Here is a 24,255-nt window from a genome sequence, read left to right on the forward strand (position 1 = left end):
ACCTTTTCATTCTAATTCTTAAATTCTTGGCTCATAAGAGCTTCAATCTTTTGGCCAATTTCAACCCAAGTCTTTAATTCTTCTTCAGACAATTGACCGAAAATGGCTTCCATTTTCTCTTGAAATATCTTGTTTTGGGCATTGAAATGTTGTTGTCCAGACGGTGTCAAGCTCATATAAATAATTCGTCGATCATTCGGATTCTCTTGGCGTTGGACCCATCCGCGATCAATTAAGTTTCTACTCGCCCGCGAGACTGCCGGCGCAGAAATATTAAAAGTTTTAGCCATCTGACTGACGGTTAACATGTCTAGTTCTTGGGCATGCCGATCTAAGTATTGGAGCAATAAATATTCTCCGTGGGGAATTTGACTACAATAATTAAAAATGGGGAAACGACTCAGTCCCACATGGACTTGATATATATCTGTTCGAGTAATTCCTTCTTCATGATATACTCCTTCCAAAAATACTTAACACTGTTATTACTTAACATTGTTAATTGTTTACTTGGTTAATATATCATCTCGCTTAACAAATTTCAAGAAAAAAGTTTATCAAAGAGAACAATTATGGGTAATTTAGCTCCTAACTCGTAAAGCCTACATATGAGATCAGGTCTCTCTTTTTGATTTAAGCTGGGTGACTTGTAGCCGATTGCCTCTTTAAGTAAATCAATCAAATAAAAAAACTGATATCATCGTCTATTTGTCATAGACGACCCTATCAGTCAGATTGAAAAATTTATAAAATAGATTGAATCACAATGGGTTAAGCCTAGCCCATGGCTTTCAGGCTTTTGAATCTGCTAGACTAACTTGCGAAAGTTCTTGAATTAATATCATCTTCTCTTCTTCACTGTATACATTGGCGCCACTAGCCAAAGGATGACCGCCACCTTCATGAAGACTAGCAATTTGATTAATGCTGGATCCTTTGGAACGAATGCGACAGCGCCAATAAGACGGTTGGGTATCCTGCTCAACAAAAATAACCCAAGTTTGCACATCACGAATCCGACTCGGCAGATTGACAAATAAATTAGTATCTTCTTCGGTCAATCCATATTGTTGACGTAACGCAATTGGAATTGACAACCAAGCCACACCAGAATCATTGATTTGTAAGTGATCAAAAAAGTAACCTTCAAATTTGGCTTGCTGATAACTTAATAACTGGAATTGATTATTAATGTCATAACGATCAAAATCATATTGACTAAGCCAAGCTGCAATCTTAAAGGTATCGGCGCTAGTTGAGCGGAACATAAAGCGGCCCGTATCCCCCACGATACCCGCATACAATAAGCGAGCTATTTGGGCATCCATCGGTAATAACTCACTTTTGGCTTGAGCCAGTTGTCCGATAATTTCACTGGTTGAGCTGGCTTGAGGATAAATGATTTGCAAATCCCCAAAATCTTCTACTAGGGGATGGTGGTCAATTTTAATTATTTTTTGACCTAAAGAATAATATTTGCCATCAATTCTTTCTTCGTTAGCTGTGTCACAAATAATCACTAAAGCTTGAGCATAATCTTCTTTGCTAACTTTATCCATAGCCCCAAGCCATTCTAAGCCTCGGCTCTTACTACCCGCAGCTAACACACGTTTTTGAGGAAAAGCCTTACTTAATAAATGCTTCAAACCAAGTTGAGATCCTAGGGCATCAGGGTCTGGCCGTTGGTGACGGTGAATAATAATCGTTTCATAAGATGAAACCAGTTTGATAAATTTTTCTACTTCTTGCTGAGTTATATACATAGACTACCTATCCTTTATCAATAATTTGGGCCGAGATGATTGCCTTGGCCGCTAAAGAATTCTGATTAAACAAGTCGACCTGCATGAGCGCTTGTCGCCGATTAATATTAAAGATTTCTACCTTAATTTGGACATTAGACCCCAGCTGAATATGGGAGAAATAGTTTAAATCCATCTTCTCGATGATACTATTGTGTTTGGTCTTCTCAATCAATTTCTTACGTGACGCGTAAGTAATAATCTCACAGAGAATCCCATAGGAAACTGTCCCTGAATTGTTGATCATCCGCGGTTGAATCTCAACTTGATAATCATAATGACGATGAAGATTGTTCAAAGGATAATCCGTCAGCGTCATCATAATTTCATCTTCAAAAGTATTGTTGATTTGTGGCTGTTGTTGAATCATCTGCATGGCTTTCATCACATCTTGACGAGAAACTACACCAGCTAAATGATAGTTATCTTCAATCACCGGTATCATTTCGATATCTTCCCAAACCATCTTATAAGACACACTGGCTACCGACGTATGCTTATTGACTGTAACGACTTTCTTCGTCATTACCCGTTCGATACTGGTAGACTGTTCTTTACCAATAATATCCTTGGCGGTAACGACTCCTACTAAGCGCTGATGGTGATGAACCGGAAAACGCGAGAGGCCTGATTGATCTGCCAATTCATAAAAGCGTTGAATCGTATCACTGGGTTTCAAGGCATAAGTTTCTTCAATCGGCGTAAAGATCTCATTCACCGTTAGAATTTCTTTTTTTATTTCTTGATTAATGATTGACCGGTTAATCAGACTAGCTACCGTATAAGTATCATGTTCACAAGAAATTAAAGGTAAGGACAAATCATTAGCTAGTTGGATAATCTTCTGGCTGGTCTTAAATCCACCCGTAATCAAGACAGCGACTTGGTTATTCAGGGCTAATTCTTGAACCGATTCCCGGTTACCGACAATGATCATCGAATTCTTGTCAAAATACCGCTTCATCGATTCTTCGGTCATCGCCCCGATAATAAATTTATTAAGATGTTGATGTAAGCCAGCTTCCCCACCTAGAACTTCACCATCAATGATTCTGACAATTTCATCAAAGGTCAGCATTTCTGAGATTTTTTTCTTTTTCTCGATTCGTATGGTGGCCACCCGCTCAATGGTTGTCACCAAACCTTGAGACTCCGCCTGCTTGATGGCCCGATACACGGTTCCCTCACTAATCGAAAGCTTACGGGCCACGCCGCGAACTGAAATACGTTCGCCAATTGGTAGAGTTTCAATATAGTTAATTACATCATTTAATTTAGACATCGCTTAACCTCACATCTTTTAATGATACATTTAGTATATCATATTTAATCGAGCCTGCTACTTTAGATTTCACGCTAAGAATTTTAAAGCTTAGCCTAAGGCCACGTCTAGAATCATCATAATCGTAAAGCCGCCCATCAAACTTAGGGTGGCTAAGTCGGTGTAATTGGAGGCTTGAGATTCTGGGATTAATTCTTCGACCACCACGAAGATCATCGCACCGGCGGCAAAAGATAAGGCATAAGGCATTAAACTAGTCACTAGCAGAACGCCAAAGGCCCCCAACACGGCGCCAACAGGTTCAACGAGGGCGGAAGCTTGGCCAAGTTTAAAGGAATCCCACTTGCTACGTCCTGTTCCGCGAATCGGTAAGGAAAGTGCCGAGCCTTCGGGAATATTCTGAATCCCAATCCCAATCGTCAAGGCAATCGCACCAGCGAGGGTCGCTGAATCTTGGTGAAGCGCTGCGGCGGCAAAAGCGACACCCACCGCCAGCCCTTCAGGAAAGTTATGAATCGTCACTGCAAGGAATAATAAGGTCGTCCGAGAGAGACGATTTTGATTAGGATTCGTATCGCCATGATCCTCTGCATAATGGACATGGGGCACCATGACATCCAAAAGTCTTAAAAAAAAGCCCCCGAGGATAAAACCAAAAGCGACCGGCAGCCATACTGGCAGACCATGACTATTAGCTGCCGCATATTCTAAGGCAGGCGCTAGTAAAGACCAAAACGAAGCAGCAATCATGACTCCTGCAGCAAATCCTTGCATCATTGCCAGAACTTTACCGTTCACATCTTTCATAAAGAAGACGAAAGCCGAACCCAATACCGTACATAACCAGGTAAAGATCCCCCCAATCAAGGCTTGACCAACAGGCCCCAAATTCTCAAAAAATTCTAACATCATTCCACCCCTATATATTTAATAGGCATTCTTGTTCCAAACTTCGGTCGAAATTTGAGACAGTAACTCCTAATAATCGTATTTTTTCTCCTAATAAATTAAGGCTTCGCCATAATTCTATCACATTTTCGAGAATCTGTTGGTCATTTTTGATTGGTTGGGTTAGAGAATGCTGACGGGTTACAGTCTGAAAATCTGCGGTTCGCACTTTTAAAGTCACGGTATAGGCTTTCAAGCTTTCTTTAATTAAATGCCCTCCTACCTCTTGACTAAGTTCAGTTAAACTCGCCATGACTTGTTCTTCGGCCGTTAAGAAATTTAGAAAAGTTCGTTCTTTGCCCAGAGATTTTCTTAAACGTGAAGCTTCTACCCGGTTACTCGCAATCCCTCTGACCTTATAATATAAAGATAAACCGGCTTTACCAAAGTGCTTTTCTAACTCTTCCAGGCTAAGCTGATATAAATCGAAACCATCAGCAACATTCATTTCTTTAAGTAAGAATTGGGTCTTGGTCCCAACCCCATGGAAATGTTCAATCGGCAACTTCATCAGAAATACGTGGGCTTGTTCAGGCTCGATAACGGTCAAACCGAAAGGTTTCTGAAAATCTGAGGCCACTTTAGCCAAAAATTTATTATAAGAAATCCCTACTGAACAGGTAAGACCGGTTTCTCGCCGAATTTCCTGTTGAATGGCTTGACCAATCAACGTGGCACTAGGACAATTAAAATGATTCTGACTAATATCGAGATAGGCTTCATCAAGAGAAACGGGCTGCACCAGATCGGTATAGCGATAAAATATCTGCCGAATATTTTGTGAAACTTGCCGATAAGTTGACATATCTCCTTTAATAAAGATAGCTCGAGGACAACGACGGTATGCTTCGATCGCTGGCATGGCCGAATGAATGCCGTATTGACGGGCTACATAATTGCAGGTCGAAACAATGCCCCTTCCACCAGTTAAATTTGGATGCTTGGCAATCACAACCGGTTTATGTTTTAATTCTGGACGCTTTAATATTTCAATCGACGCATAAAAAGCATCCATATCTACATGAAGAATCTTCTTACTAAGATCTGGTAAAGGATCCGCAAATTCTAACATCCCATATTTCATCACCAACCCTCCTTTTGGTCTAGTATACAAACATTTGTTCGTATACTCAAGACCTATATTTCATTTAGGGTTAAATATTCATCAGAAATGACTTTTAAGATTCGCAAAATTGTCAACAAAAAAGACGACCAGCCGTTAAATCTAGTCGTCTCACGATTTTGTTATTTATTTTCTTGTGGATCTTCTTCAATGTCGCCTTCAACGACTTCTATTTCTTCTGAATGCTCTTCAGGGGATAAATCCTTGACTGAAACTGTCGCATTGGTGGCCGCTGGAGTGTCAACAACTTTGGCAATCGCTGAAAGTTCGAAAGTTAAGTAAACTCCTTCACAGTCAATCACAATTTTATTGGTATCATGTTGGACCTCTTCAACTAGTCCGTGAAGACCGCCAATAGTCACTACTTCTTGACCCGGACGAAGTGAAGAAAGCATATTTTTCTTTTCTTCCATTTGTTTCTTTTGGGGTCTAATCATTAAGAAGTACATGACCACAAACATTAACAACAAGGGAACTAAATTAACTAACATATTCATGATAAAACTCCTCTTTTTTTATTATTTATTGTAACATGTTTATCCTATGATGGCGATTATTTTAGAAAGCTGGTGCGTTGGCCTTGAAGTAACCATAACGTTCAAAGAAGGCTTGTCTAAATTCCAAGAGATTATCATCGCGAATCGCTTGACGGACATCCCGCATCAATTGTAACAAGAAATAGGTATTATGAATTGAAGCCAAGCGCAAACCGAATATCTCATCCGCTTTAAATAAATGACGAATATAAGCTCGACTGTAATGTTGACAGGTATAGCAATCGCAATCTGAATCAATCGGCTTGAAATCACGAGCATATTTGGCATTCTTCACGACTAGACGTCCATCATGGGTCATACAAGTCCCATTACGAGCAATTCGCGTAGCTAGCACACAGTCAAACATATCAATACCACGAATCACCCCATCAATTAAAGCATCTGGAGAACCCACACCCATTAGATAACGCGGTTTATTATCAGGTAATTCGGGCACCAAATAATCTAGCACGGCGTTCATTTCTTCTTTGGTCTCGCCGACCGACAAGCCACCGATCGAATAACCGGGGAAATCTAGACTGACCATATCTCGCACATGACTTAATCGTAAATCTTTATAACCTGCGCCTTGACAAATGCCGAAAAGAGCTTGCCGGTCAGGGTGTTTATGAGCTTGCAGGCCACGTTCTGCCCAGCGTGTTGTCCGGGCAATGGAATTCTTTATATAGTCATAAGATTGATGGAAATCTGGGCATTCATCGAAACTCATGATAATATCAGCCCCGAGGGCATTTTCAATATGGATCGCTTTTTCTGGTGAGAGGAATAATCGTTCGCCAGAAATATGATTGCGAAAGTACACGCCCTCTTCTTTGATTTGACGAATGTCACTCAATGAAAAGACTTGAAATCCACCTGAATCAGTCAATATTCCTTGATCCCAATTCATAAATTGGTGCAAGCCTCCGGCTTCTTCGACAATATCTTCTCCAGGTCTTAACCATAGATGATAAGTGTTGGACAAGATGACTCCAGCACCCATCTCTTTTAATTCCTCTGGCGACAAAGACTTGACTGTGGCTAAAGTACCTACCGGCATATACATCGGCGTTTCAAAACTTCCATGCGGGGTATGTAAAATTCCTAAACGGGCCCCGGTGTGTTTCTCAGTTTTAAGCGGTTCATACCAGACTGGGGCTTTCGCTTCATTCATAAATTTCCTCCTTTAATTCAATTCAACTTCAAAAATAATCGGATAGTATTTTCCAGTTAAATAAAACAAATTGTCTTTGATATGGGCAATACCATTTAAAACATCCATAGTTTGGCGCTGGCTGGGTGAAATTTTTGCCTGGTCAATAATAGGTGAAAGGTCATACACTTTCTTAACCTCGCCTGTATTCCCATCGATAGCGACAATAGAATTACTATACCACACATTGGCATAAATTAAACCATTGGCGTACTCCAATTCATTTAATAATTCAACCGGTTCTTCATCTAAATGGACTTGAATTTTGGCTAACAGATCAAAATTTTGGGCATCTCGTTGATAAAGCGTAGAGCTACCATCAGACATCCATAAGACATCGGCTTGAGCATCATAAGTTAAACCCCATCCTTCAGTATCATAGGCCACTTCCTTAGTCAGCTCGAAACTTTGTTCATCCCAGAGGAAAGCCTTGCCAGATTTCCAAGTCAATTGCCAAATACCATAAGGTGTATCCGTAATGCCTTCACCGAAATATTCATTGGCCAACTTCACTTTACTCTCTAAAGTCCCCGTGTCAGGATTTAAATAACCCAATTGTGACTGATCATATTGTCCCGATCCGATTAAAATCCGTCCTTGCTTATCAACTGTAAAGCCTTGGGTAAACAATTCCTGATCACTAGGTAGGATAGATACTAACTTAACCGGAGAATTCATGATGGATAAATTCAGCATCATGAATAAGCTTAGAATACAATAAAGCATAATCATCCCTCCAGACTAGCATGATAAATTATAAATTGATACAATGAGAATACTTTTGAAGAAAGGATAGCCAAACATGTACCATTTTTTCATTACTATTATATCAGGTCTATTTAAGTTATTAAATGGGCGACCGCTTATCCAGGGACTCGAGAATATCCCTAAAGACGACAGTGTCATCTTTGCAGCGACCCATCGGTCTGCCACTGATCCCTTCTATCTTGCCATTAATTTGAAAGACAGAACGATTGCTTTTATGGCTAAAGAATCAATTTTTAAATTTAAACCGCTGGCAGCATTATTAAAATCAGCCCATGTATTCCCAGTCAATCGGGATAAGCCATCGACCAAAGTCATTAAACACTCGGTCAAACTCTTAGCAGATGGACTTGACTTGGGTATCTTTCCCACCGGCTCTCGTTACTCCACAGAGGTCAAAGGGGGAACTGCCTTTATTCAAACTTTAAGCCACAAAGCGATTATTCCGGTATCCATTCAACCGCCAAGCAATTTCTGGCAATTTATCAGTCGTCGCAAAGCTCGCATCGCCTTTGGACCAGCCATTCCCTATATTGAAGGCAAAAAATATAAAAAAGCTGATTTGGCAGCCATTGATCAACAAATTGCTGAAGAGTTTGACCGCCTGGATAAATTAAATAATCCGGATTATAAATATATTCCCAAAAAGAAAAAGACAATGTAAAATATTCCACTTCGGCGGAGCAAGCCTTAACTGCAGCAGTTAGAATTTATCTTATAAAAGCAAAAAGAGTTGCCTACTCGAGCTAGCAACTCTTTTTCTTTTGGTTATGTTTACCCTTTTTCTGCCCTTTGAGCGAAAAATTGGCTTATTATATTTCTTTCCACAAAAATGAGTTTTCAAACAAAGCTATTTAGATTGCATCTTCATTGAAGCCATAATTTGTTTAACTTTCTTTTGTGATGGTTTTTGTCCCATTTGGGCCATCATTGTCATAATCATACGTTCATCAATCGGTGGATTTTCTTTAAAATAATCCATCATGTATTTACGTGAAATAAAGAATCCGCCAATCAGTCCTCCAATAAGGGCTAATAAAACAATCAAGATCCATACCCAAGTTTCCATCCTATCCCTCCTTCAATTAACATCTTAAATATTGTACTAAAAAATGAGTTTAAAACCAAGTAAAATTTAAGGACGATGTAAGCCTTTATCTTTTTGAATTTTTTTGACTTTAGCCGAGGTAAGGTCATTTCCTTCAGAATCGACGATTTTTATTCCTTCGATATGATTGCGCATACCACGTCTGAAAGCTTGTAAGTACTCTTTACGAAGGGTGACTTGTTCTTTCAATTCAGCGTCAGTCAATGATTCGGTCTTTTTCTTTCGAGCTAAATAATTTAATCGATCCATCTTTTCTTTCTCTAACATAGAATCTCCTTTCAGCGAACATTTGTTTGCTTCATCACTTTATCTTTGTTATAATAACATTAAGAAATAGAAAGGTACAACGCTTATGACAAAAATTAGCCAAAAACAATTAAATATTCTTAAATCCATTCATGAAACAATTGAATGTAAAGGCTATCCACCAACCGTCCGCGAAATTGCCGCTGAAGTGGGTCTGGCTTCGACGTCGACGGTGCATGGCCACTTGTCTCGCTTAGAACAAAATGGCTTTATCAGTCGCGACCCCAGCTTAACCCGAGCCATTGAACTAACCGAACAAGGTTTTCAAGCATTGGGACTCAATCAGCAGCCAGCTTCGATTCCCCTATTAGGACGAGTTGCTGCCGGCAGTCCTATTCTTGCTGTTGAAGATGCCACCGACTATTATCCGATTCCCAGTCATTTAGAGAAATTTGATCCTGACGAATTGTTTATGCTTGAAATTAATGGTGAAAGCATGATTAATATTGGTATCCTCGATGGTGACTTGATAACCGTCCGTAAGCAGAGCCAGGCTAATAATGGGGACATTGTAGTTGCCATGACCATGGAAGATGAAGCAACCTGCAAACGATTCTATAAAAAAGATGGTTATTATGTACTCCGACCTGAAAATGACTTCATGGAAGATATTATCCTTAATCAAGTCAGTATCCTAGGAAAGGTCGTTGCCTTATACCGAGAATTTTAATCGGTATTTAGACTGATTAGAGGCTATTTTTCAATTTTATGATACGAGTCTCACTCAGTTCGCCTGATTGAAAGAGATTGAAGTTACCAATTTGTACCCTCCATCAACCCATCAACAAGAAAAATCCACTTCTTTCTAAGCCCTTGCCAACCAAATGGCAAGGGCTTATTTCGTGGATCAGTGAACCTTAAAGTATAGCTCAAATCATTCATTTAATAATTTACGCTAAAACACACTATCAACCAGTCTGACCAATGATAAAAATAGACTTTTCATCGCCGATTTAGTATTTCATTAAGGCTTTATATTGATAGCCTTTGAGCTTGTCTTTACCATTTAAGTCGACTAACTCAATTAAGAAGGCACAACCAGCGACAATCCCACCTAATTTTTCTACGAGTTCAATGGTCGCTTTCATGGTTCCGCCAGTAGCTAATAGATCATCAATAATCAGGACTCTTTGTCCGGGTTGAATAGCATCTTTGTGAATGGCCAAAATATCAGTGCCATATTCTAAATCATATTCCACTTCTATGACTTCGCGAGGTAGTTTGCCCCGTTTTCTGACTGGAGCAAAGCCAATTTCCAAAGCGTAAGCAACCGGGCAACCTACAATAAAGCCACGTGCTTCGGGTCCAGTCACAACATTTACTTGCAAATCTTTGGCATAGTCAACGATTTGTTGAGTTGCATAGGAGAAAGCTGGGCCATCCGCCATGAGTGGCGTGATATCGCGAAAGATGATACCCTCACTTGGATAATTATCAACACGGGCAACATAGTTTTTTAAATCAATCATTGATCTTCTTCCCTTCAAAATACTCTTTCACAACCTGCAAAGGTTGGAAATTTAATAACGCTTCAGCTTCTAGACTCGCTAGGTAAGTCTGGTAACTCGGTAAAGAGAAGATATCAATCTTCTCATGCTGGCTTGGATCTATATTCTGTATCCAACCATCCTTTATTGTAACAAATCCTGCTTCGAAAAACATCATAATCAAGACTTTCAATTGAATTACCGGTATATTTAAACGAGTTGATATCATCGGTAGGCTAGTCCGGATTGGATAAGCTTCTTGACTCATCTGCCATAGATAAAATTTCTTGACACTTTGATAGGTCGGATTGCCTGCCAAATATTTAGAACCCTGATGATAACTCGCCAGAATAATCCGACGCCAAGAGTGATTTTCCAGAATTCTCTGTAAATCTTCGAGGCGCTTTGGCAACTGGAAGATGACTAAGTTTTCTAAATCTTGCCACTGAGATTCCAGAGTCTGCTCATTTAATAGTATGGCGCGACTATCAGTTAATAAATGCTCTTGATATTTAGTTAATAAAGTCTGACTAGTAAATAAATATAAAGCCTGATCGAATTGAAAGATATTCTCATCGACGGTTGAAGACCGCCAATCAATCCATTGTTGGCCACGGATCCCCAGATCTTCAATCACAATTTGAGCCTGGCTCTGGTTTCTAAATTGATTAATACTAGCCTGACCCACCAAAGAAATTTTTTGCCCCTCATTCAAAAATTCTCCTTGGTCTGCTTTATGGAAACCAATCGCTTGACCGACTGCAGACTTATCTTGATTGGTAAAATTCAATTTGAGATGTTGGCTGTCGTTGCCTAAAAACCGAACAGATTCAAGTTCAACATCCCCCAATAAAATTAACGGCTTGGCATTATCCATACCAAAGGGCCCTAATAAATTCATTTCTTGAATGAAATCCACGGTCAATTCTTCAACCCTTAATACCAGATCAATATTGATGCTTGGTGGAATAGCCAGTTGCTCTTGATAAGCTAGCATTGTCTCTTCTAAACCGGACTTAAATACTGACCAATTCGTCTCAGTCACCGTCATTCCAGCTGCCTGGGCATGTCCGCCAAAGTATTTTAAATGGGGTTCTTGTGTTTTTAAGATATTAAATAAGTGAATCGCGGCCGTACTCCGTCCACTTCCCTTATATTCTTGGCGATCTTCAAAATATTGAAAAAGCAGCACCGGTCGCTGATAAGTCTGACACAAACGTCCGGCAGCAATTCCTAAAACCCCTGCCGGCCAATTAGCATCGGCTGCAATAATAATATTTGGTAAGGCTTGCCCTTCCAGTTCGGCTTCAATCTCAGTCATAATTTGATTAACAATATCTTGCCGTTGTTGATTGGTCTTCTCCAACAAGTCAGCCAAGAGACTAGCTTCTGCTGCTTGATGAGTGGCGAGTAAATCGTAGGCCGGTCGAGGATTAGCGAGTCGGCCCATGGCATTTAAGCGTGGACCAATAATAAAGCCAATCGTCTCTTCATCTAGGTCATCAAGTTCTACCTGACCTCGCTTTAACAATTCGATGATCCCCGGTCTTTGACTGTGTTTCAATAAGCTGAGTCCACTCTTGACAATCGTTCGATTCTCATCAGTTAATGAGACCATATCGGCGATAGTTCCAATCATAGCTAATTCTAAGGCTTCGGCCGGGACCTCATCTAATAAGGCGGAAGCTAACTTCAAGGCGACCCCAGCTCCTGATAAATCAGAGAATGGATAAGTACCCTCTGGGTGACAAGGATGAATTATTGCATAAGCTTCGGGCAACCGATCTTGGATTTGATGATGATCGGTCACAATAACATCCACTTGGGCTTCTTTGGCCAGGGCTAGTGCATCGAAGCCAGCTACCCCATTATCACAAGTTATAATCAACTGAATACCTTGATCGATAAATGCTTGGTATCGTTCAGGATTGGGGCCATATCCATCGGCAAAACGATCGGGCAAATAGACCTCAACTCTTGCACCCAACGATTCTAAAGCTTCACTAAGAATCAGTGTGGAAGTAATCCCATCGGCATCGTAATCTCCATAAACTAAAATAGCCTCTTGTTCAATAATCGCTTGTTGAATTCGCTCCACGGCAACATCCATCTCATGAAGCAAATGAGGATCATGAAACAATTGAGGTTGAGCTTGGATAAATTCCTTTAAGTCCGGCAGACTTTCAATCCCACGCTGAACGACTAAACGCAAAAAAGCTGGCGAAAATTGATTGCCGGCTTCTTTAAGAAATGCTTTTTGATTGTCGGTATAATTTTGTGAAGGAAGTTGCCAATCTTTCTTCGCTAGATTGTATCTCACTCAGAGACCTCCTTCTTGACTAAAGTTTTTGATCCGTTACATATGAATTATCCTCTTCAGCCAGAGACGGGTCGTCGGATTGACTTGCTTCATGATGATTAAAATCCGTTTCTGTTGTATGGCTTTCAACACTTTCTGGTTCATAAGTAGCAATGTGACGTTGCTGCTCAATCTCTTCACGGAGTTGACGGATTTGTGCATCTTTTTCATTTAGGTTTTCTTGATGAGTCCGTTTCAAGCTGTCAAGTTCTTTATTCAAGCTGGTATTATCTTTACGGTTGGACTGGATAGCCGCCATGGAAGTCAATAAGCCAACAATCACTCCCACAAGTAGACTAAATAAAATCACCAACACTAAAGGAACTTGAAAATTCACTACAAATAAATCAACTAGAACGGCGCGGGTATTTTGTAAGGCAAAGACCACCACTAAAATTAAAGCAATAATCATGGTAATCACTTTCCATTGTTCTTTCATCACAAATCCTCCTTAAAATTTAAAATCTCATTGGACACGAAGTCACCAAAGTTGGGAAATAGCTTATAGCATAGATGCAACAGATTAAAGTAGCAAGGCAGGGTAATCTCTCTTAGCTTTTCTTGCACAGAGATTGTCAATTACTTTTTTGCTTACGTATTGGGGAGAAATCAAGAATCGTTTCACTTTTTGATAATAGGTGATTAATTCTGGACTGGTCGCGAAAAAAGGCGTCGCTACGGGCCCAGGGTTGACCACCGTCACAGAAATCCCCTTTCGCTTCAATTCTAAGCGTAGACTATTTGCATAACCAATTATAGCAAATTTACTAGCAGAATACACGTTAGATCTCATCGTCGCCATCTGCCCAGCCACTGAAGCGATTATGGTAATCTGGCCAAATCCCTGGTCTACCATCCTTTGTGCCAGGCGAGTGGTTAGATACATGGTCCCTAAAGTGTTCACCTTAAACATGGCCATCATTTCTTGATATGTAAATTCAGTCGCCAATTTGAACTGACCATAACCCGCACAGGCAATCAGCGCATCGATTCGCTGAAAAGATGAATCAATGTCTTCAATGAACTGATCGATTTGTTCAGCCTGGCTCAAGTCGTATCGATAAGGCCAGGCTTTAGTAGGCGTTGTTTGCTGAATGGTTGCCACTACATCCATTAAGCGTTGTTGGTTACGACCTACTAAAATCAAGTCATATTTACCCTGCTGGGCTAAATCTAAAGCAATTTGCCGGCCAATCCCGCTGGAAGCTCCAGTAATGATGATGACAGAATTTTGCATGGTTCCACCTATCCTTTGATTGAAATCTGGTCGAAATCGTTCACCACTTTGACCGAAGCGAATGTCTTTCCAGCTTCAGCCTGTAATTGTTGAATATCTTGACCTAAATAACGGGCGGAAATATGGTTGAGTAATAAATGTTTCACTTGTGCTTGTTTGGCAATATTCGCAGCTTGTTGGCTAGTAGAATGATAATATTGATGAGCCATTTTATGTTCATTGGCACGATGTGTCGCTTCATGTACCAAGCAATCTGCCTGCTTAGCTAGAATGACACTGTTAGAACAAGGACGACTGTCGCCTAGAATTGATACAATCCGCCCCGCTTTTTTCGGTCCAATAAAATCCTTACCATCAAGGATTTGACCATCTGGCAGCTGAACTTGCTTTCCTTGCTTGAGTTGGCCCAATAGAGGTCCATTTGGCACCTGATACTTAGCTAACTTATCCATTAATAGTTGCCCTGGTTGATCTGGTTCAATGACTCTAAACCCAAAAGATAAAGTACCATGATCCAGTGGTAAATATTCCATCGTCCAGTGACCATTGAGTTGAAGTTTACCCCCTTGAGGATCAAGCTCGACTATTTTCAAAGGATACAAGAGTTTGCTTTTTGAGAATTTCAAACTCGATTGAATATAATTTCTTAAGCCTGGCGGACCAAATACTGTCAAGTCTTCTCGTTCAGCTATTTGAAAAGACCGACTAGATAAGAAACCAGGCAGTCCAAAGATATGATCTCCATGGAGATGACTAATAAAAACTTTACGAATTTTACGAGGTTTTAGACTCGTCTTTAAGATTTGATGTTGGGTTGCTTCACCACAATCAAATAACCAAATCTCATTTAATTCATCTAATAGTTTCAAGGCAAGTGAGCTGACATTTCTTCCCTTACTAGGAAGTCCGGCTCCAGTTCCTAAAAATAAAAGTTCCATAGCATGCCTCTTTTCTTCACGATTATTATAACAAATATTTTACCATTGAAATAAAAAAATGTTCAAGACAACTAAATTCATTACAGGAATCTTCCAAATTTAGTTGCCTGAACATGGTATGAGTTCTTATTCATTTCTTAAACGATAGACTTCTTGGGCGATAAATTTGGCAAATTCTTTAGCTCCATCAACATTAGGATGGGTTAAATCATCATAAAACCATTCATCGTGATCATTTGAATAAGATTTCCAGTCAATAACGTTCACATTACCGAACCGTTGAGCGGCAGCAAAGAGTTGATTATTGGCATCTGTTTCCCAAGGTTTATCAACTTTAGCGGTCACAAAGAAAATTGACCGATCGCTACCAATCGCTTCAATATAATCATTCAACTGGCCTTCCGTAAAGGTCCCGTTGGACCCTAAAATTGTCACTACAACTGGTTTAACCATCTGTTCTGATTGTAACCAACGAACATGATCTACCGTTAAGTATAGCTGCCGGCCCACTTCGCCATCGACACTGGCTTTAGGGAAAATCTTCTCGATATCCTCGGTCGCACTTAATAAGACCGAATCACCAATAAAGGAAACATCTAAACCATTAGCATATAATAGTTCTTGTTGATTTAAACCTTCAATATTATTAATAACTTTCTCTTGTTGACTCTCTTCTGTCTGAGTTTTTTTGGCGATTTCTTGATTTTTCTCAATGACTTCTTGAATCTGTTTAGCCGTGTCATTCTTGGCTTCGGGAGCTAGGATCCCACCGATTAAACTTAAGGCCAACAAGACAATATAGCTGCCACTGATGATCTTTAATGGCAGATAACGACCGGTGGCTTGGCGCAGATAACGAAATTGTTCTTGAGCTTTCTTTAAATTGAAATCTTGGCCAACAGGTAAACTAATCTTCTTCTGTTCAAAGATTTGATAGCTAACCTCACTTAAGACTAATAATAGAACCATCTGCACAGTAATCAACAGATTTAAATTCTTGGTCAAGCTAGCTGATAAAGATGGCACAATTAAATAAATTGGGTAATACCAGAGATAAATTGAATAGGAACGTTTACCTAAATAGGTCAACAAGGGAAAACTTAACAGCTTATTAATGATGGTTTGGGGATGCAAACTTGTAATCACTAAAACGGCAGAAACAATGGTAAATAAAGTCATACCAAAGTTATAAGCAAATGGCATGGTCCCATACATAAACTTGGCCATTAAAAATAATAAAAGAAAAGCAACGATAGATATCCCATTAAAAATTAATTTATATCTTGGACTCAAAGGTTTCGCTTTAAGTTTCGGTGGCAAGATTAAGCCAATCACGCCACCAAAAGTATAGGCAAATCCTCGAGTGACCAAACTATAATAAACATGGGTAGGATCTTGGCCTTCCTTATACCAATAAGCCATCATAATCATCGACAAAATCGAGATAATTAAAAGGAAGTTGGCCGCGATTGATGGTTTTTTGTGCCAGGTGTAGAACACGGTAATCAATAACGGTGTCAGAAAGATTAATTGGCCAAGTAAAGATACATACCAAAGATGGGTAAAGGCTGAAGGATTGGCAGCTTGCACGAAATACGATTGTTCATTAATGATTTGAAAGTAATTATTTAGAAAAACTAAGCTCGATAAAGCCATATTTCTCAAGTTAAATAAATAGTCACGGGCAAAGACCAAAATGAAAGGGATGGTCGTGATAATCATCGCCAACATTGGGAAAAAGAGCCGGTTTAGACGTCTTTTGAAGTATTCCAAATAGGAGAAACTTTCATTTCTCAACATTTTTAAATAAAAGTAGCGGAAATTAAAGAATCCAGCAATCAGCAAGAAGGTATTTACCGCTAGAAAGCCCCCTGGCAAAATATGTTGAAAGAAATAATAAAAGATGATCATCAGGATGGCTAAGCCTTTTAAGCCATCAAAGATTTTGAGTCTTTTACCAGATTTATTGCTAACATTCATGATATATTCTCACCTAATCCATAAATTCAAATTGGAAACCTGAAATTTCAACCAGATCTCCGCTTTGGGCACCCTTGTCCCGCAAGGCTTGGTCAATTCCCATCGACCGCATTTGACGAGCAAATCGCTGCAGGCTTTCATCATGGGCAGTATTGGTCATGGCAAATAATTTCTCGATCTTCTCGCCACGAATCACAAAATAGTCGCCATCTAAACGGTCAATGGTAAACTTTGCTGTCTCATCGGCTAAGGTAAAGGTCTTATGATCTTCGATAGTCGCTTCTTCTAGTGGGATAAATTCACTTGTCTGCAGGACTTGATAGGTGCGCTCCATTAGCGCTTGTATCCCTTTATTCTGCCAAGCAGAAATCTCAAAAATTTCGGGCATATTATCCTTTTGGTCCTGATAAATGGTCGCTAAGGACTGCTTGAAGCTAGCTAAATTCTCTTGCGAATCAGCCTCATCCATTTTGTTAGCGACAATAATCATTGGTCTTAATAATAGACGGTCATTATAAGCCTGTAATTCAGTCATAATCTGTTGGAAATCAGCAAAGGGATCGCGTCCATGTTGAGCGGACATATCAACGACATGTAGCAAGACTTTCGTTCGTTCAATATGTTTCAGGAAATCAATGCCTAGACCCACCCCTTCTGAGGCGCCTTCAATCAATCCGGGCATATCCGCTACTACAAATTCACGGTCGACGGACAATTTTACAACCCCTAAATTAGGACTTAAGGTCGTAAATTGGTATTCGGCAATTTTAGGTTTAGCATTGGAGATGACCGACAATAAGGTTGATTTACCCACACTTGGATATCCGATTAAAGCGACATCGGCCAGTACCTTCAATTCTAACTGTAAATCAAATTCTTCGCCGGGTTCACCATTCTCCGCAATCGATGGTGCCGGATTCTTATGAGTTGCAAAACGAATATTACCTCGGCCTCCTCGGCCGCCTTTGGCCACGACGACTTCTTGTCCATGATGAACCATATCCGCAATGACTTCTTCACTGTCCGCCAATCGAATAATGGTTCCAGGAGGAACTTTCACATATAAATCATCAGCAGCCGCACCGTATTTACTCTTGCTCATTCCATTTTGGCCGGATGCCGCTTTAAAGTGACGATTATATCTAAAGTCCATGAGAGTATGAAGACCCTCATCGACAACGAAAATAACTGAGCCGCCTCGACCGCCATCGCCCCCAGCTGGCCCTCCATCGGGAACATATTTTTCCCGCCGAAAAGCCACCATGCCATCGCCGCCTTTGCCCGCTTTTACATTTATCGTTGCATAATCTAGAAAAGATGACATTGCTTGGCTCCTTTCTTTAATCTATCTATTTGAAATTAAAACTTGCTAATTAGTCGCGTTGGATCAAAGACACTTAGAATATAGTGTGATAAGTGACCCATGGTTTGAAGTCGATTCTCTCTAATGACAGGATCTTCATGATTGACCATATTTTCTTCAAAATAGGTCGCAATCATTGGACTGGCTTGAGCCATTAAATTAATAAAATCAACAACTGTTTTAGTCGATTTTACCATATTCAGCCATTCAATCAATTGAAATTCAGATTTAGATTGTAAGGCCTCTTTTTGTATCACTTTTAACTCATCGATATCTCGGCCTAAGTTAACAATCCGGCTGATATTCTCTACCATTTGTCGATAGTCTTGGGCTGCTTGATTCTTGAAAGTCTGCAAGTGTCGTGCAGTTTGAGTCATCTCTAACAAATTTAACTTAGGTTGAGCTGTGATGGCTTCGATAATATCATGGTCAATATCTTCTTTAGTCATTAATTGAGCAAAGCGAGCTTGATGGAATTCTTTAAGAGCTTGAATCAATGATTCTGAATTCTCTGCTTTGTCACCGGCCAATTTATCGAATAATTCAACTAAATCAAAATCCCACTGACGATCTAAAATAATTTCAACAACACCCATGGCTTGACGTCGTAAGGCATAGGGATCATTAGATCCGGTTGGAATGAGACTCACATTAAAGTATTGGAATAATGAATCTAATTTATCAGCTAAAGCAATTAAGGCACCAGCTAGACTTTCAGGCAAAGCGCCCCCACTATGGTCGGGGTAATATTGGCTACCAATAGCTTGAGCAACTTCTTGACTTTCACCATAATGCTCCGCATAAACTTGTCCCATGTGGCCTTGGAGTTCAGAAAACTCGTCCACAATATAAGTCATCAAATCAAATTTATAGATTTGACTGGCTCGTTGAGCAACGATGAATTCCTGGTCGTCTAAATTAGGAATTAATTCGTCTAATAAATTAAGAATCTTACCAACCCGACTTTGTTTTTCTGCATAGGTGCCTAACTTATAATGTTCTTTCACTTGACTCAATTGTTCAAGATAGAAATGCAAAGGTCGTTTCAAATCTTCTTGATAGAAGAATAAAGCATCTTCTAAGCGAGCACGTAAAACTTTTAAATTTCCTTGGCGTACATTATCTAAATAATTGCTATCGCCGTTTCTAACTGAAATAAAATAAGGCAATAAATCTTTACTTGCTTGATCTTGGACGTAGAAATACCGTTGATGGTCGCGCATGGCCGTAATTAAGATCATCGCCGGAATTTCTAAGTACTTGTCGTCGAATTGACCAGCAAAAGCGGTCGGCCATTCAACAATGGCCGTCACTTCTTCCAATAACCCTTGATCAATTGGAACCACCCATTGATTTTCTTGCTCAATATCTGCAATTTGCTGGCGGATGATTGCCTGGCGTTGGTTAAAATCGGCAATCACATTGTGTTGCTCAAGTAAATTCTCATAATGATCAGCCTGGTCAATAATAACGTCCCCGGCTAAGAAACGATGGCCTCGACTCGCCCGGCCTGCTCGAATATTTAGAAATTCAAAAGGAATAATGTCTTCATCTAATAATGAAACCAACCAATGGACCGGCCGAATAAAGGCAGTCTCAATCTGGTTCCAGCGCATAGACACTGGAAAGGTCATCGCCGACAAAACTTGATCAACTTTGGCTAGAATTTCATTAGCCATTTGACCTACAATATGCTTCTCAACGAAAATATATTCTTGACCCTTCACCGATTCAATGACAATATCCTCAACTTCAGCGCCTTGGCCTTTAAGAAAGCCTAAGGCAGCCCGAGACCAATTACCTTGGTCATCTTTCGCGATTTTTAAAGAAGGTCCTTTAGCCTTTTCGAAGCGATCTGCTTGCTTGGCGGCCACATCTTCGACTAAGATTGCTAGCCGTCTTGGCGTTGCATACTGGCGAATATTTGCATAAGCCAGTTGCTCTTCATTCAAAAAATTGGCCATCCGTTCAGCTAATTGATTACTCAAGTCTTTCAAAAATCTAGCCGGGATTTCTTCCAACCCAATCTCTAATAAATAATTGGCCATAATTAATCTTCCTCCTGCTGATGTAATAATGGATAACCTAGGGCTTCACGTTCGGCAACAAACTGTTCGGCCACGCCGCGCGCCAATTTGCGGATTCTTCTTAGATAAGCGGGACGGTCTGAAGCTGCAATCACACCGCGCGCATCCAATAAATTAAAATTATGTGAACATTTCAAAATATAGTCGTAAGCCGGATGCACCAAACCAGCTTCAATACAACGTTGAGCCTCTTTCTCATAAGCATTGAAAGCCTCAAATAGCAATTGGCTGTCAGATAAATCAAAGGCATAAGTTGAATGTTCCCGTTCTGGTTGCTTAAAGATATCACCATATTTGACACCAGGTGCCCATTGTAATTGATAGACATCCTCAACATCCATGATGTACATGGCCAGACGTTCTAAACCATAAGTTAATTCACTGGTTACCGGATGGCAACGTAAGCCCCCAACTTGTTGGAAATAGGTAAACTGGGTGATTTCCATCCCATCAATCCAAACTTCCCAACCTAAGCCGGCACAACCTAACGAAGGATTCTCCCAATTATCCTCAACAAAACGAATATCATGTTCTAATGGATTGATGCCAATTTCTTCTAAGCTAGCTAAATAAAGTTCTTGGATATTTAAAGGGGAAGGTTTCATGACCACTTGGAATTGATGATGTTGATAAAGTCTATTTGGATTCTCACCATAACGACCATCAGCTGGACGCCGAGATGGTTCAACGTACGCGGCATTCCAAGGTTCAGGGCCAATGGCACGGAGGAAAGTATAAGGACTCATCGTCCCCGCCCCTTTCTCAGTATCATAAGCTTGTAATAACAAACAACCTTGGTCTGACCAAAACTTCTGTAAAGTCAAAATAATTTCTTGCATACTCTGTGCTTTCATAGCTTCTCTCTCCTATCCTCCATAAAAAAATCCCCATGATTACCCGTAAGCAATCATAGGGACGAAATAAATTCGCGGTTCCACCCTAATTCTAGCAAGGAACTAGCACTTAAGATATCCAATTGTATTTGAGTCCGCCTACGATATTGACCTAGCTCCCACTATCCTAAGTTCGCTGAAACATCTTCTTGTTCTTGTCCTCATTGGTTTTAATTCTACCGACTTGCTCGATATTTGTCAATCCATGATCTGCTTTTATCGAGGCTTATTTTTCATTAGAAGATGGTTTCAATGAGCCTTGAAATTGTTCTATCTGTTCTAAGAAAGATTTACTTCTTAAACGAATCCCGACAAATTCTTGGTAAATCTGATCCATAAAGTACCGCATCTCTTTTAGCGTTTCAGGTCGGACTTGAATATTATTAATCTGAGACAAAGGTGTTTGGGCCATGAGGATCAAGACTTTCACTGTATTGGAGGATAAATGTAAGCGGTGAGGATCGGCCAAATAATGTTGCTGACAGAGGACACCTTGAAGTGCCATTGAAAAATCCAGTTCTCCCTTTAATCTTCCGCAAAGCTTGCATCCCTGCCAATGCAAATATATACCAAAGCGTTGCAATAAATGAAGCTCGCCATAGATGGTCAGGAGTTGGGCTGATTTGCCCTGAGCCATAGCCTGAAGAATATTCAAAAATAGTTGAAATAATGCATGGTCAGCTTGCTGATCTTCAATACTGGCATCGAATAATTGGGCTAAATAACTCGCATGGGCTTGTTGGGTCAAGTCTTGACGAATCGATAGAAATCGATTCAGCGCAACCCCTTCACGAATAAAAGAAAGTCCATCTGCATGAATCGTGCCGACATATTGATTATAAGTGAGGGGAAATAAAATAGAATGCAAGGGGTGATTAGCCCGGTGGTAATTCTTAATAAAAAACATTTTAAAACCGTATTCTTGGGTAAATATTTTGACCAAGGCATCACGTTCTCGGTAATCTTTTTTATAAATGACTATTCCACTAAAGGAATCACTCATCTAATCACATCCTTAATACTCATCAGGGTGATAGCCCAAGTCCTTTAATTGTTTTTGATGATTGCGCCAATCTTTTTGAACTTTGACCCAGAGATTGAGTCGGACTTTCTCTCCTAAAAGACCTTCAATATCTTTGCGCGCCAATTGTTTCACTTTCTTAATTAGCTGGCCCTTCTTACCGATCACAATGCCTTTTTGACTTTTGCGTTCGACAATGATATCTGCTTCAATGGACATTATCCCCTCTTCATCTGGCCGCATCTTTAAGACATTGACAGCGATTGAATGAGGAATTTCCTCCCGGGTAAAGTATAACAACTTCTCGCGAATAAATTCAGCAACAACAAAATATTCGGGATGGTCGGTAATTTGATCCTGTGGATAATATTGGGGACCTATAGGTAACTTGCTTTTAATGGTCTGAAGTACTTGTTCTAAATTAATCTCTTGGAGAGCCGAGATGGGAATCACGGCATCGAAATTTACTTCTTGACGGTAACTATTAATAATCGTTAGTAATTGATCCGGATGAATCAAATCAATTTTATTAATTAACAAGATTTTGGGTAAAGGATTTTCCCGCAGGTGGTCTAATATCCGCCGATCACCGGGACCAATCGCTTCGCTAGCATTGACCAACATTAAGACTAAATCAACGCCTTGACTTGCTTGAAAAGCCGTTTCAACCATGAATTCGCCTAAAGCATGCTTAGGTTTATGAATTCCAGGTGTATCAATAAAAATTATTTGAGCTTCATCATCCGTATAGATCGCCTGAATTTTATTCCGAGTGGTCTGCGCTTTATCTGACATAATCGCAATTTTTTGTCCAACTAAGGCGTTCATTAAGGTAGACTTGCCCACATTCGGGCGACCGATCAGTGTGACGAAACCTGATTTAAACTCTTTATTTCTCATAATGTCCCCCAATTCCTTCCCCACTCCCAAAGATATGGAATAAAAATTAGACAGCCAATAATTACAGCCATAATACTCGCCAAAAAGACGGCGCCTGCACTCGCATCTTTGGCGACTTTGGCCAAGGGAGCATAACGATGATCGGTGATTAGATCAACTGCCGCCTCCAAGGCTGTATTAACCAGTTCCAGTGCTAACACAATTGAAATGGTTAAACACAGGATGGCCCATTCCGATAAGGCTAGACCAAAAAAACTGGCCATCCCAATTACTAAGATGCTGATGGCAATTTCAATTCTAAAATTCAGTTCACTGCGCCAGGTTTGCCGAATACCTTGGCCAGCATATGAAAATGAGCGAATAACTTTCCGCCAAGCATGATATTTATCGTGAGAGTCCATAACGCTTCAATACCTCTTCTTGAATGCTGAACATCTCTTCAGCCTCTGCCGGTGTTTGATGGTCATAGCCATTTAAGTGTAGAAAACCATGAACCGCTAGAAAGCCAAGTTCACGCTCAAAAGAATGGCCATAAGCTTCAGCCTGTTCCCTAATCTTCGGATAAGAAATGATGATATCACCTAGATGGCTAGGAAATAAGTTTGCTTGTTGATAGATATCAGGGAAATTATCCTGATCACTCTCTTCTTCAAGAGCAAAGCTTAAAACATCTGTCGGTCGATCAATGCCGCGATAATCTCGATTAAGTTGATGAATTGTTTCATTGTCTACAATGGAAATATCCACTTCAAAATCTTGACGACGGTCAATATGAGCCGCTGCCAACTGGATTAAATCGGTAATGATATCGATTTGAGCTTGCTTTAAGCGGTTTTGCTCATCAATCACTTCAATATTCATCTGATCACTCCCTATCTTTAATCAATGTCTTTCAATGGAATGCATT

General features: G+C 40.1%; 25 protein-coding genes. 2 read left to right on the forward strand and 23 right to left on the reverse strand.

Annotated elements, in window-relative coordinates; translation table 11 throughout:
* Window positions 1-11 precede the first annotated feature (11 nt).
* From BMX34_RS01600 to BMX34_RS01635, 8 genes are all read right to left on the reverse strand, one after another.
* Window positions 12-467: a MarR family winged helix-turn-helix transcriptional regulator gene (locus BMX34_RS01600; RefSeq protein WP_092570101.1), complete on the reverse strand. Its 456-nt coding sequence runs from the start codon at window positions 465-467 to the stop codon at window positions 12-14.
* 324 nt (window positions 468-791) lie between these two features.
* Window positions 792-1,763 (reverse strand): DHH family phosphoesterase, encoded by a 972-nt coding sequence (locus BMX34_RS01605; RefSeq protein ID WP_092570103.1) that lies wholly within the window; start codon window positions 1,761-1,763, stop codon window positions 792-794.
* 7 nt (window positions 1,764-1,770) lie between these two features.
* Window positions 1,771-3,084 carry a DRTGG domain-containing protein gene (locus BMX34_RS01610; protein ID WP_092570105.1) on the reverse strand — a complete coding sequence of 438 codons (1,314 nt, stop codon included), beginning with the start codon at window positions 3,082-3,084 and terminating at the stop codon, window positions 1,771-1,773.
* 90 nt (window positions 3,085-3,174) lie between these two features.
* Window positions 3,175-3,993 (reverse strand): ZIP family metal transporter, encoded by an 819-nt coding sequence (locus BMX34_RS01615; RefSeq protein ID WP_092570107.1) that lies wholly within the window; start codon window positions 3,991-3,993, stop codon window positions 3,175-3,177.
* 10 nt (window positions 3,994-4,003) lie between these two features.
* On the reverse strand, window positions 4,004-5,116 hold the full coding sequence (gene dinB / locus BMX34_RS01620) for a DNA polymerase IV (protein ID WP_092570109.1): 1,113 nt from the start codon (window positions 5,114-5,116) through the stop codon (window positions 4,004-4,006).
* Between the two features lie 161 nt (window positions 5,117-5,277).
* Complete coding sequence (yajC, locus tag BMX34_RS01625; protein WP_092570111.1) at window positions 5,278-5,652, reverse strand: preprotein translocase subunit YajC; 375 nt, start codon at window positions 5,650-5,652, stop codon at window positions 5,278-5,280.
* A 61-nt stretch (window positions 5,653-5,713) separates the two neighbouring features.
* Window positions 5,714-6,865 carry a tRNA guanosine(34) transglycosylase Tgt gene (tgt, locus tag BMX34_RS01630; protein ID WP_092570113.1) on the reverse strand — a complete coding sequence of 384 codons (1,152 nt, stop codon included), beginning with the start codon at window positions 6,863-6,865 and terminating at the stop codon, window positions 5,714-5,716.
* A gap of 12 nt (window positions 6,866-6,877) precedes the next feature.
* A complete protein-coding gene (locus tag BMX34_RS01635; RefSeq protein WP_159428812.1) occupies window positions 6,878-7,630 on the reverse strand; it encodes a glutaminyl-peptide cyclotransferase in 753 nt (250 codons plus the stop codon).
* Window positions 7,631-7,706: 76 nt separating this feature from the next.
* Here BMX34_RS01635 and BMX34_RS01640 point away from each other — a divergent pair, with 76 nt between their 5' ends.
* A complete protein-coding gene (locus tag BMX34_RS01640; RefSeq protein ID WP_092570117.1) occupies window positions 7,707-8,333 on the forward strand; it encodes a lysophospholipid acyltransferase family protein in 627 nt (208 codons plus the stop codon).
* A 186-nt stretch (window positions 8,334-8,519) separates the two neighbouring features.
* On the opposite strand, the gene BMX34_RS01645 is transcribed toward BMX34_RS01640, so the two are convergent.
* Window positions 8,520-8,738 (reverse strand): YneF family protein, encoded by a 219-nt coding sequence (locus tag BMX34_RS01645; protein WP_092570119.1) that lies wholly within the window; start codon window positions 8,736-8,738, stop codon window positions 8,520-8,522.
* Window positions 8,739-8,804: 66 nt separating this feature from the next.
* Window positions 8,805-9,044 (reverse strand): DUF896 domain-containing protein, encoded by a 240-nt coding sequence (locus BMX34_RS01650; protein ID WP_092570121.1) that lies wholly within the window; start codon window positions 9,042-9,044, stop codon window positions 8,805-8,807.
* Window positions 9,045-9,129: 85 nt separating this feature from the next.
* Here BMX34_RS01650 and lexA point away from each other — a divergent pair, with 85 nt between their 5' ends.
* On the forward strand, window positions 9,130-9,753 hold the full coding sequence (gene lexA / locus BMX34_RS01655) for a transcriptional repressor LexA (RefSeq protein WP_092570123.1): 624 nt from the start codon (window positions 9,130-9,132) through the stop codon (window positions 9,751-9,753).
* 283 nt (window positions 9,754-10,036) lie between these two features.
* On the opposite strand, the gene BMX34_RS01660 is transcribed toward lexA, so the two are convergent.
* From BMX34_RS01660 to ybeY, 13 genes are all read right to left on the reverse strand, one after another.
* Window positions 10,037-10,549, reverse strand: coding sequence for an adenine phosphoribosyltransferase (locus BMX34_RS01660; protein ID WP_092570301.1), 513 nt, complete (start codon window positions 10,547-10,549; stop codon window positions 10,037-10,039).
* Complete coding sequence (gene recJ / locus BMX34_RS01665) at window positions 10,545-12,890, reverse strand: single-stranded-DNA-specific exonuclease RecJ (RefSeq protein WP_092570125.1); 2,346 nt, start codon at window positions 12,888-12,890, stop codon at window positions 10,545-10,547. Before recJ ends, BMX34_RS01660 begins: the two co-directional genes overlap by 5 nt.
* Window positions 12,891-12,909: 19 nt before the next feature.
* On the reverse strand, window positions 12,910-13,368 hold the full coding sequence (locus BMX34_RS01670; RefSeq protein ID WP_092570128.1) for a LapA family protein: 459 nt from the start codon (window positions 13,366-13,368) through the stop codon (window positions 12,910-12,912).
* An 84-nt stretch (window positions 13,369-13,452) separates the two neighbouring features.
* Entirely contained in the window at window positions 13,453-14,166 is a 714-nt protein-coding gene (locus BMX34_RS01675) for an SDR family NAD(P)-dependent oxidoreductase (protein ID WP_092570130.1), read from the reverse strand.
* Between the two features lie 8 nt (window positions 14,167-14,174).
* Entirely contained in the window at window positions 14,175-15,104 is a 930-nt protein-coding gene (gene rnz, locus BMX34_RS01680) for a ribonuclease Z (protein WP_092570133.1), read from the reverse strand.
* 126 nt (window positions 15,105-15,230) lie between these two features.
* On the reverse strand, window positions 15,231-17,084 hold the full coding sequence (locus BMX34_RS01685) for an acyltransferase family protein (RefSeq protein ID WP_092570135.1): 1,854 nt from the start codon (window positions 17,082-17,084) through the stop codon (window positions 15,231-15,233).
* 13 nt (window positions 17,085-17,097) lie between these two features.
* Window positions 17,098-18,408 carry a GTPase ObgE gene (gene obgE / locus BMX34_RS01690; protein WP_092570137.1) on the reverse strand — a complete coding sequence of 437 codons (1,311 nt, stop codon included), beginning with the start codon at window positions 18,406-18,408 and terminating at the stop codon, window positions 17,098-17,100.
* Between the two features lie 35 nt (window positions 18,409-18,443).
* On the reverse strand, window positions 18,444-20,495 hold the full coding sequence (glyS, locus tag BMX34_RS01695; protein ID WP_092570139.1) for a glycine--tRNA ligase subunit beta: 2,052 nt from the start codon (window positions 20,493-20,495) through the stop codon (window positions 18,444-18,446).
* Between the two features lie 2 nt (window positions 20,496-20,497).
* A complete protein-coding gene (glyQ, locus tag BMX34_RS01700) occupies window positions 20,498-21,388 on the reverse strand; it encodes a glycine--tRNA ligase subunit alpha (RefSeq protein WP_092570141.1) in 891 nt (296 codons plus the stop codon).
* Between the two features lie 265 nt (window positions 21,389-21,653).
* Window positions 21,654-22,430 carry a DNA repair protein RecO gene (gene recO / locus BMX34_RS01705; RefSeq protein WP_092570143.1) on the reverse strand — a complete coding sequence of 259 codons (777 nt, stop codon included), beginning with the start codon at window positions 22,428-22,430 and terminating at the stop codon, window positions 21,654-21,656.
* A 12-nt stretch (window positions 22,431-22,442) separates the two neighbouring features.
* Window positions 22,443-23,348: a GTPase Era gene (gene era / locus BMX34_RS01710; protein WP_092570145.1), complete on the reverse strand. Its 906-nt coding sequence runs from the start codon at window positions 23,346-23,348 to the stop codon at window positions 22,443-22,445.
* Window positions 23,345-23,749, reverse strand: a complete 405-nt coding sequence (locus BMX34_RS01715) for a diacylglycerol kinase family protein (protein ID WP_092570147.1) — start codon at window positions 23,747-23,749, stop codon at window positions 23,345-23,347. Before BMX34_RS01715 ends, era begins: the two co-directional genes overlap by 4 nt.
* Window positions 23,733-24,209 carry an rRNA maturation RNase YbeY gene (ybeY, locus tag BMX34_RS01720; protein WP_092570149.1) on the reverse strand — a complete coding sequence of 159 codons (477 nt, stop codon included), beginning with the start codon at window positions 24,207-24,209 and terminating at the stop codon, window positions 23,733-23,735. The genes BMX34_RS01715 and ybeY overlap by 17 nt, the downstream gene beginning before the upstream one ends.
* Window positions 24,210-24,255: the final 46 nt, after the last annotated feature.

Source organism: Ignavigranum ruoffiae (genome assembly GCF_900110675.1).
Taxonomy (GTDB): domain Bacteria; phylum Bacillota; class Bacilli; order Lactobacillales; family Aerococcaceae; genus Ignavigranum; species Ignavigranum ruoffiae.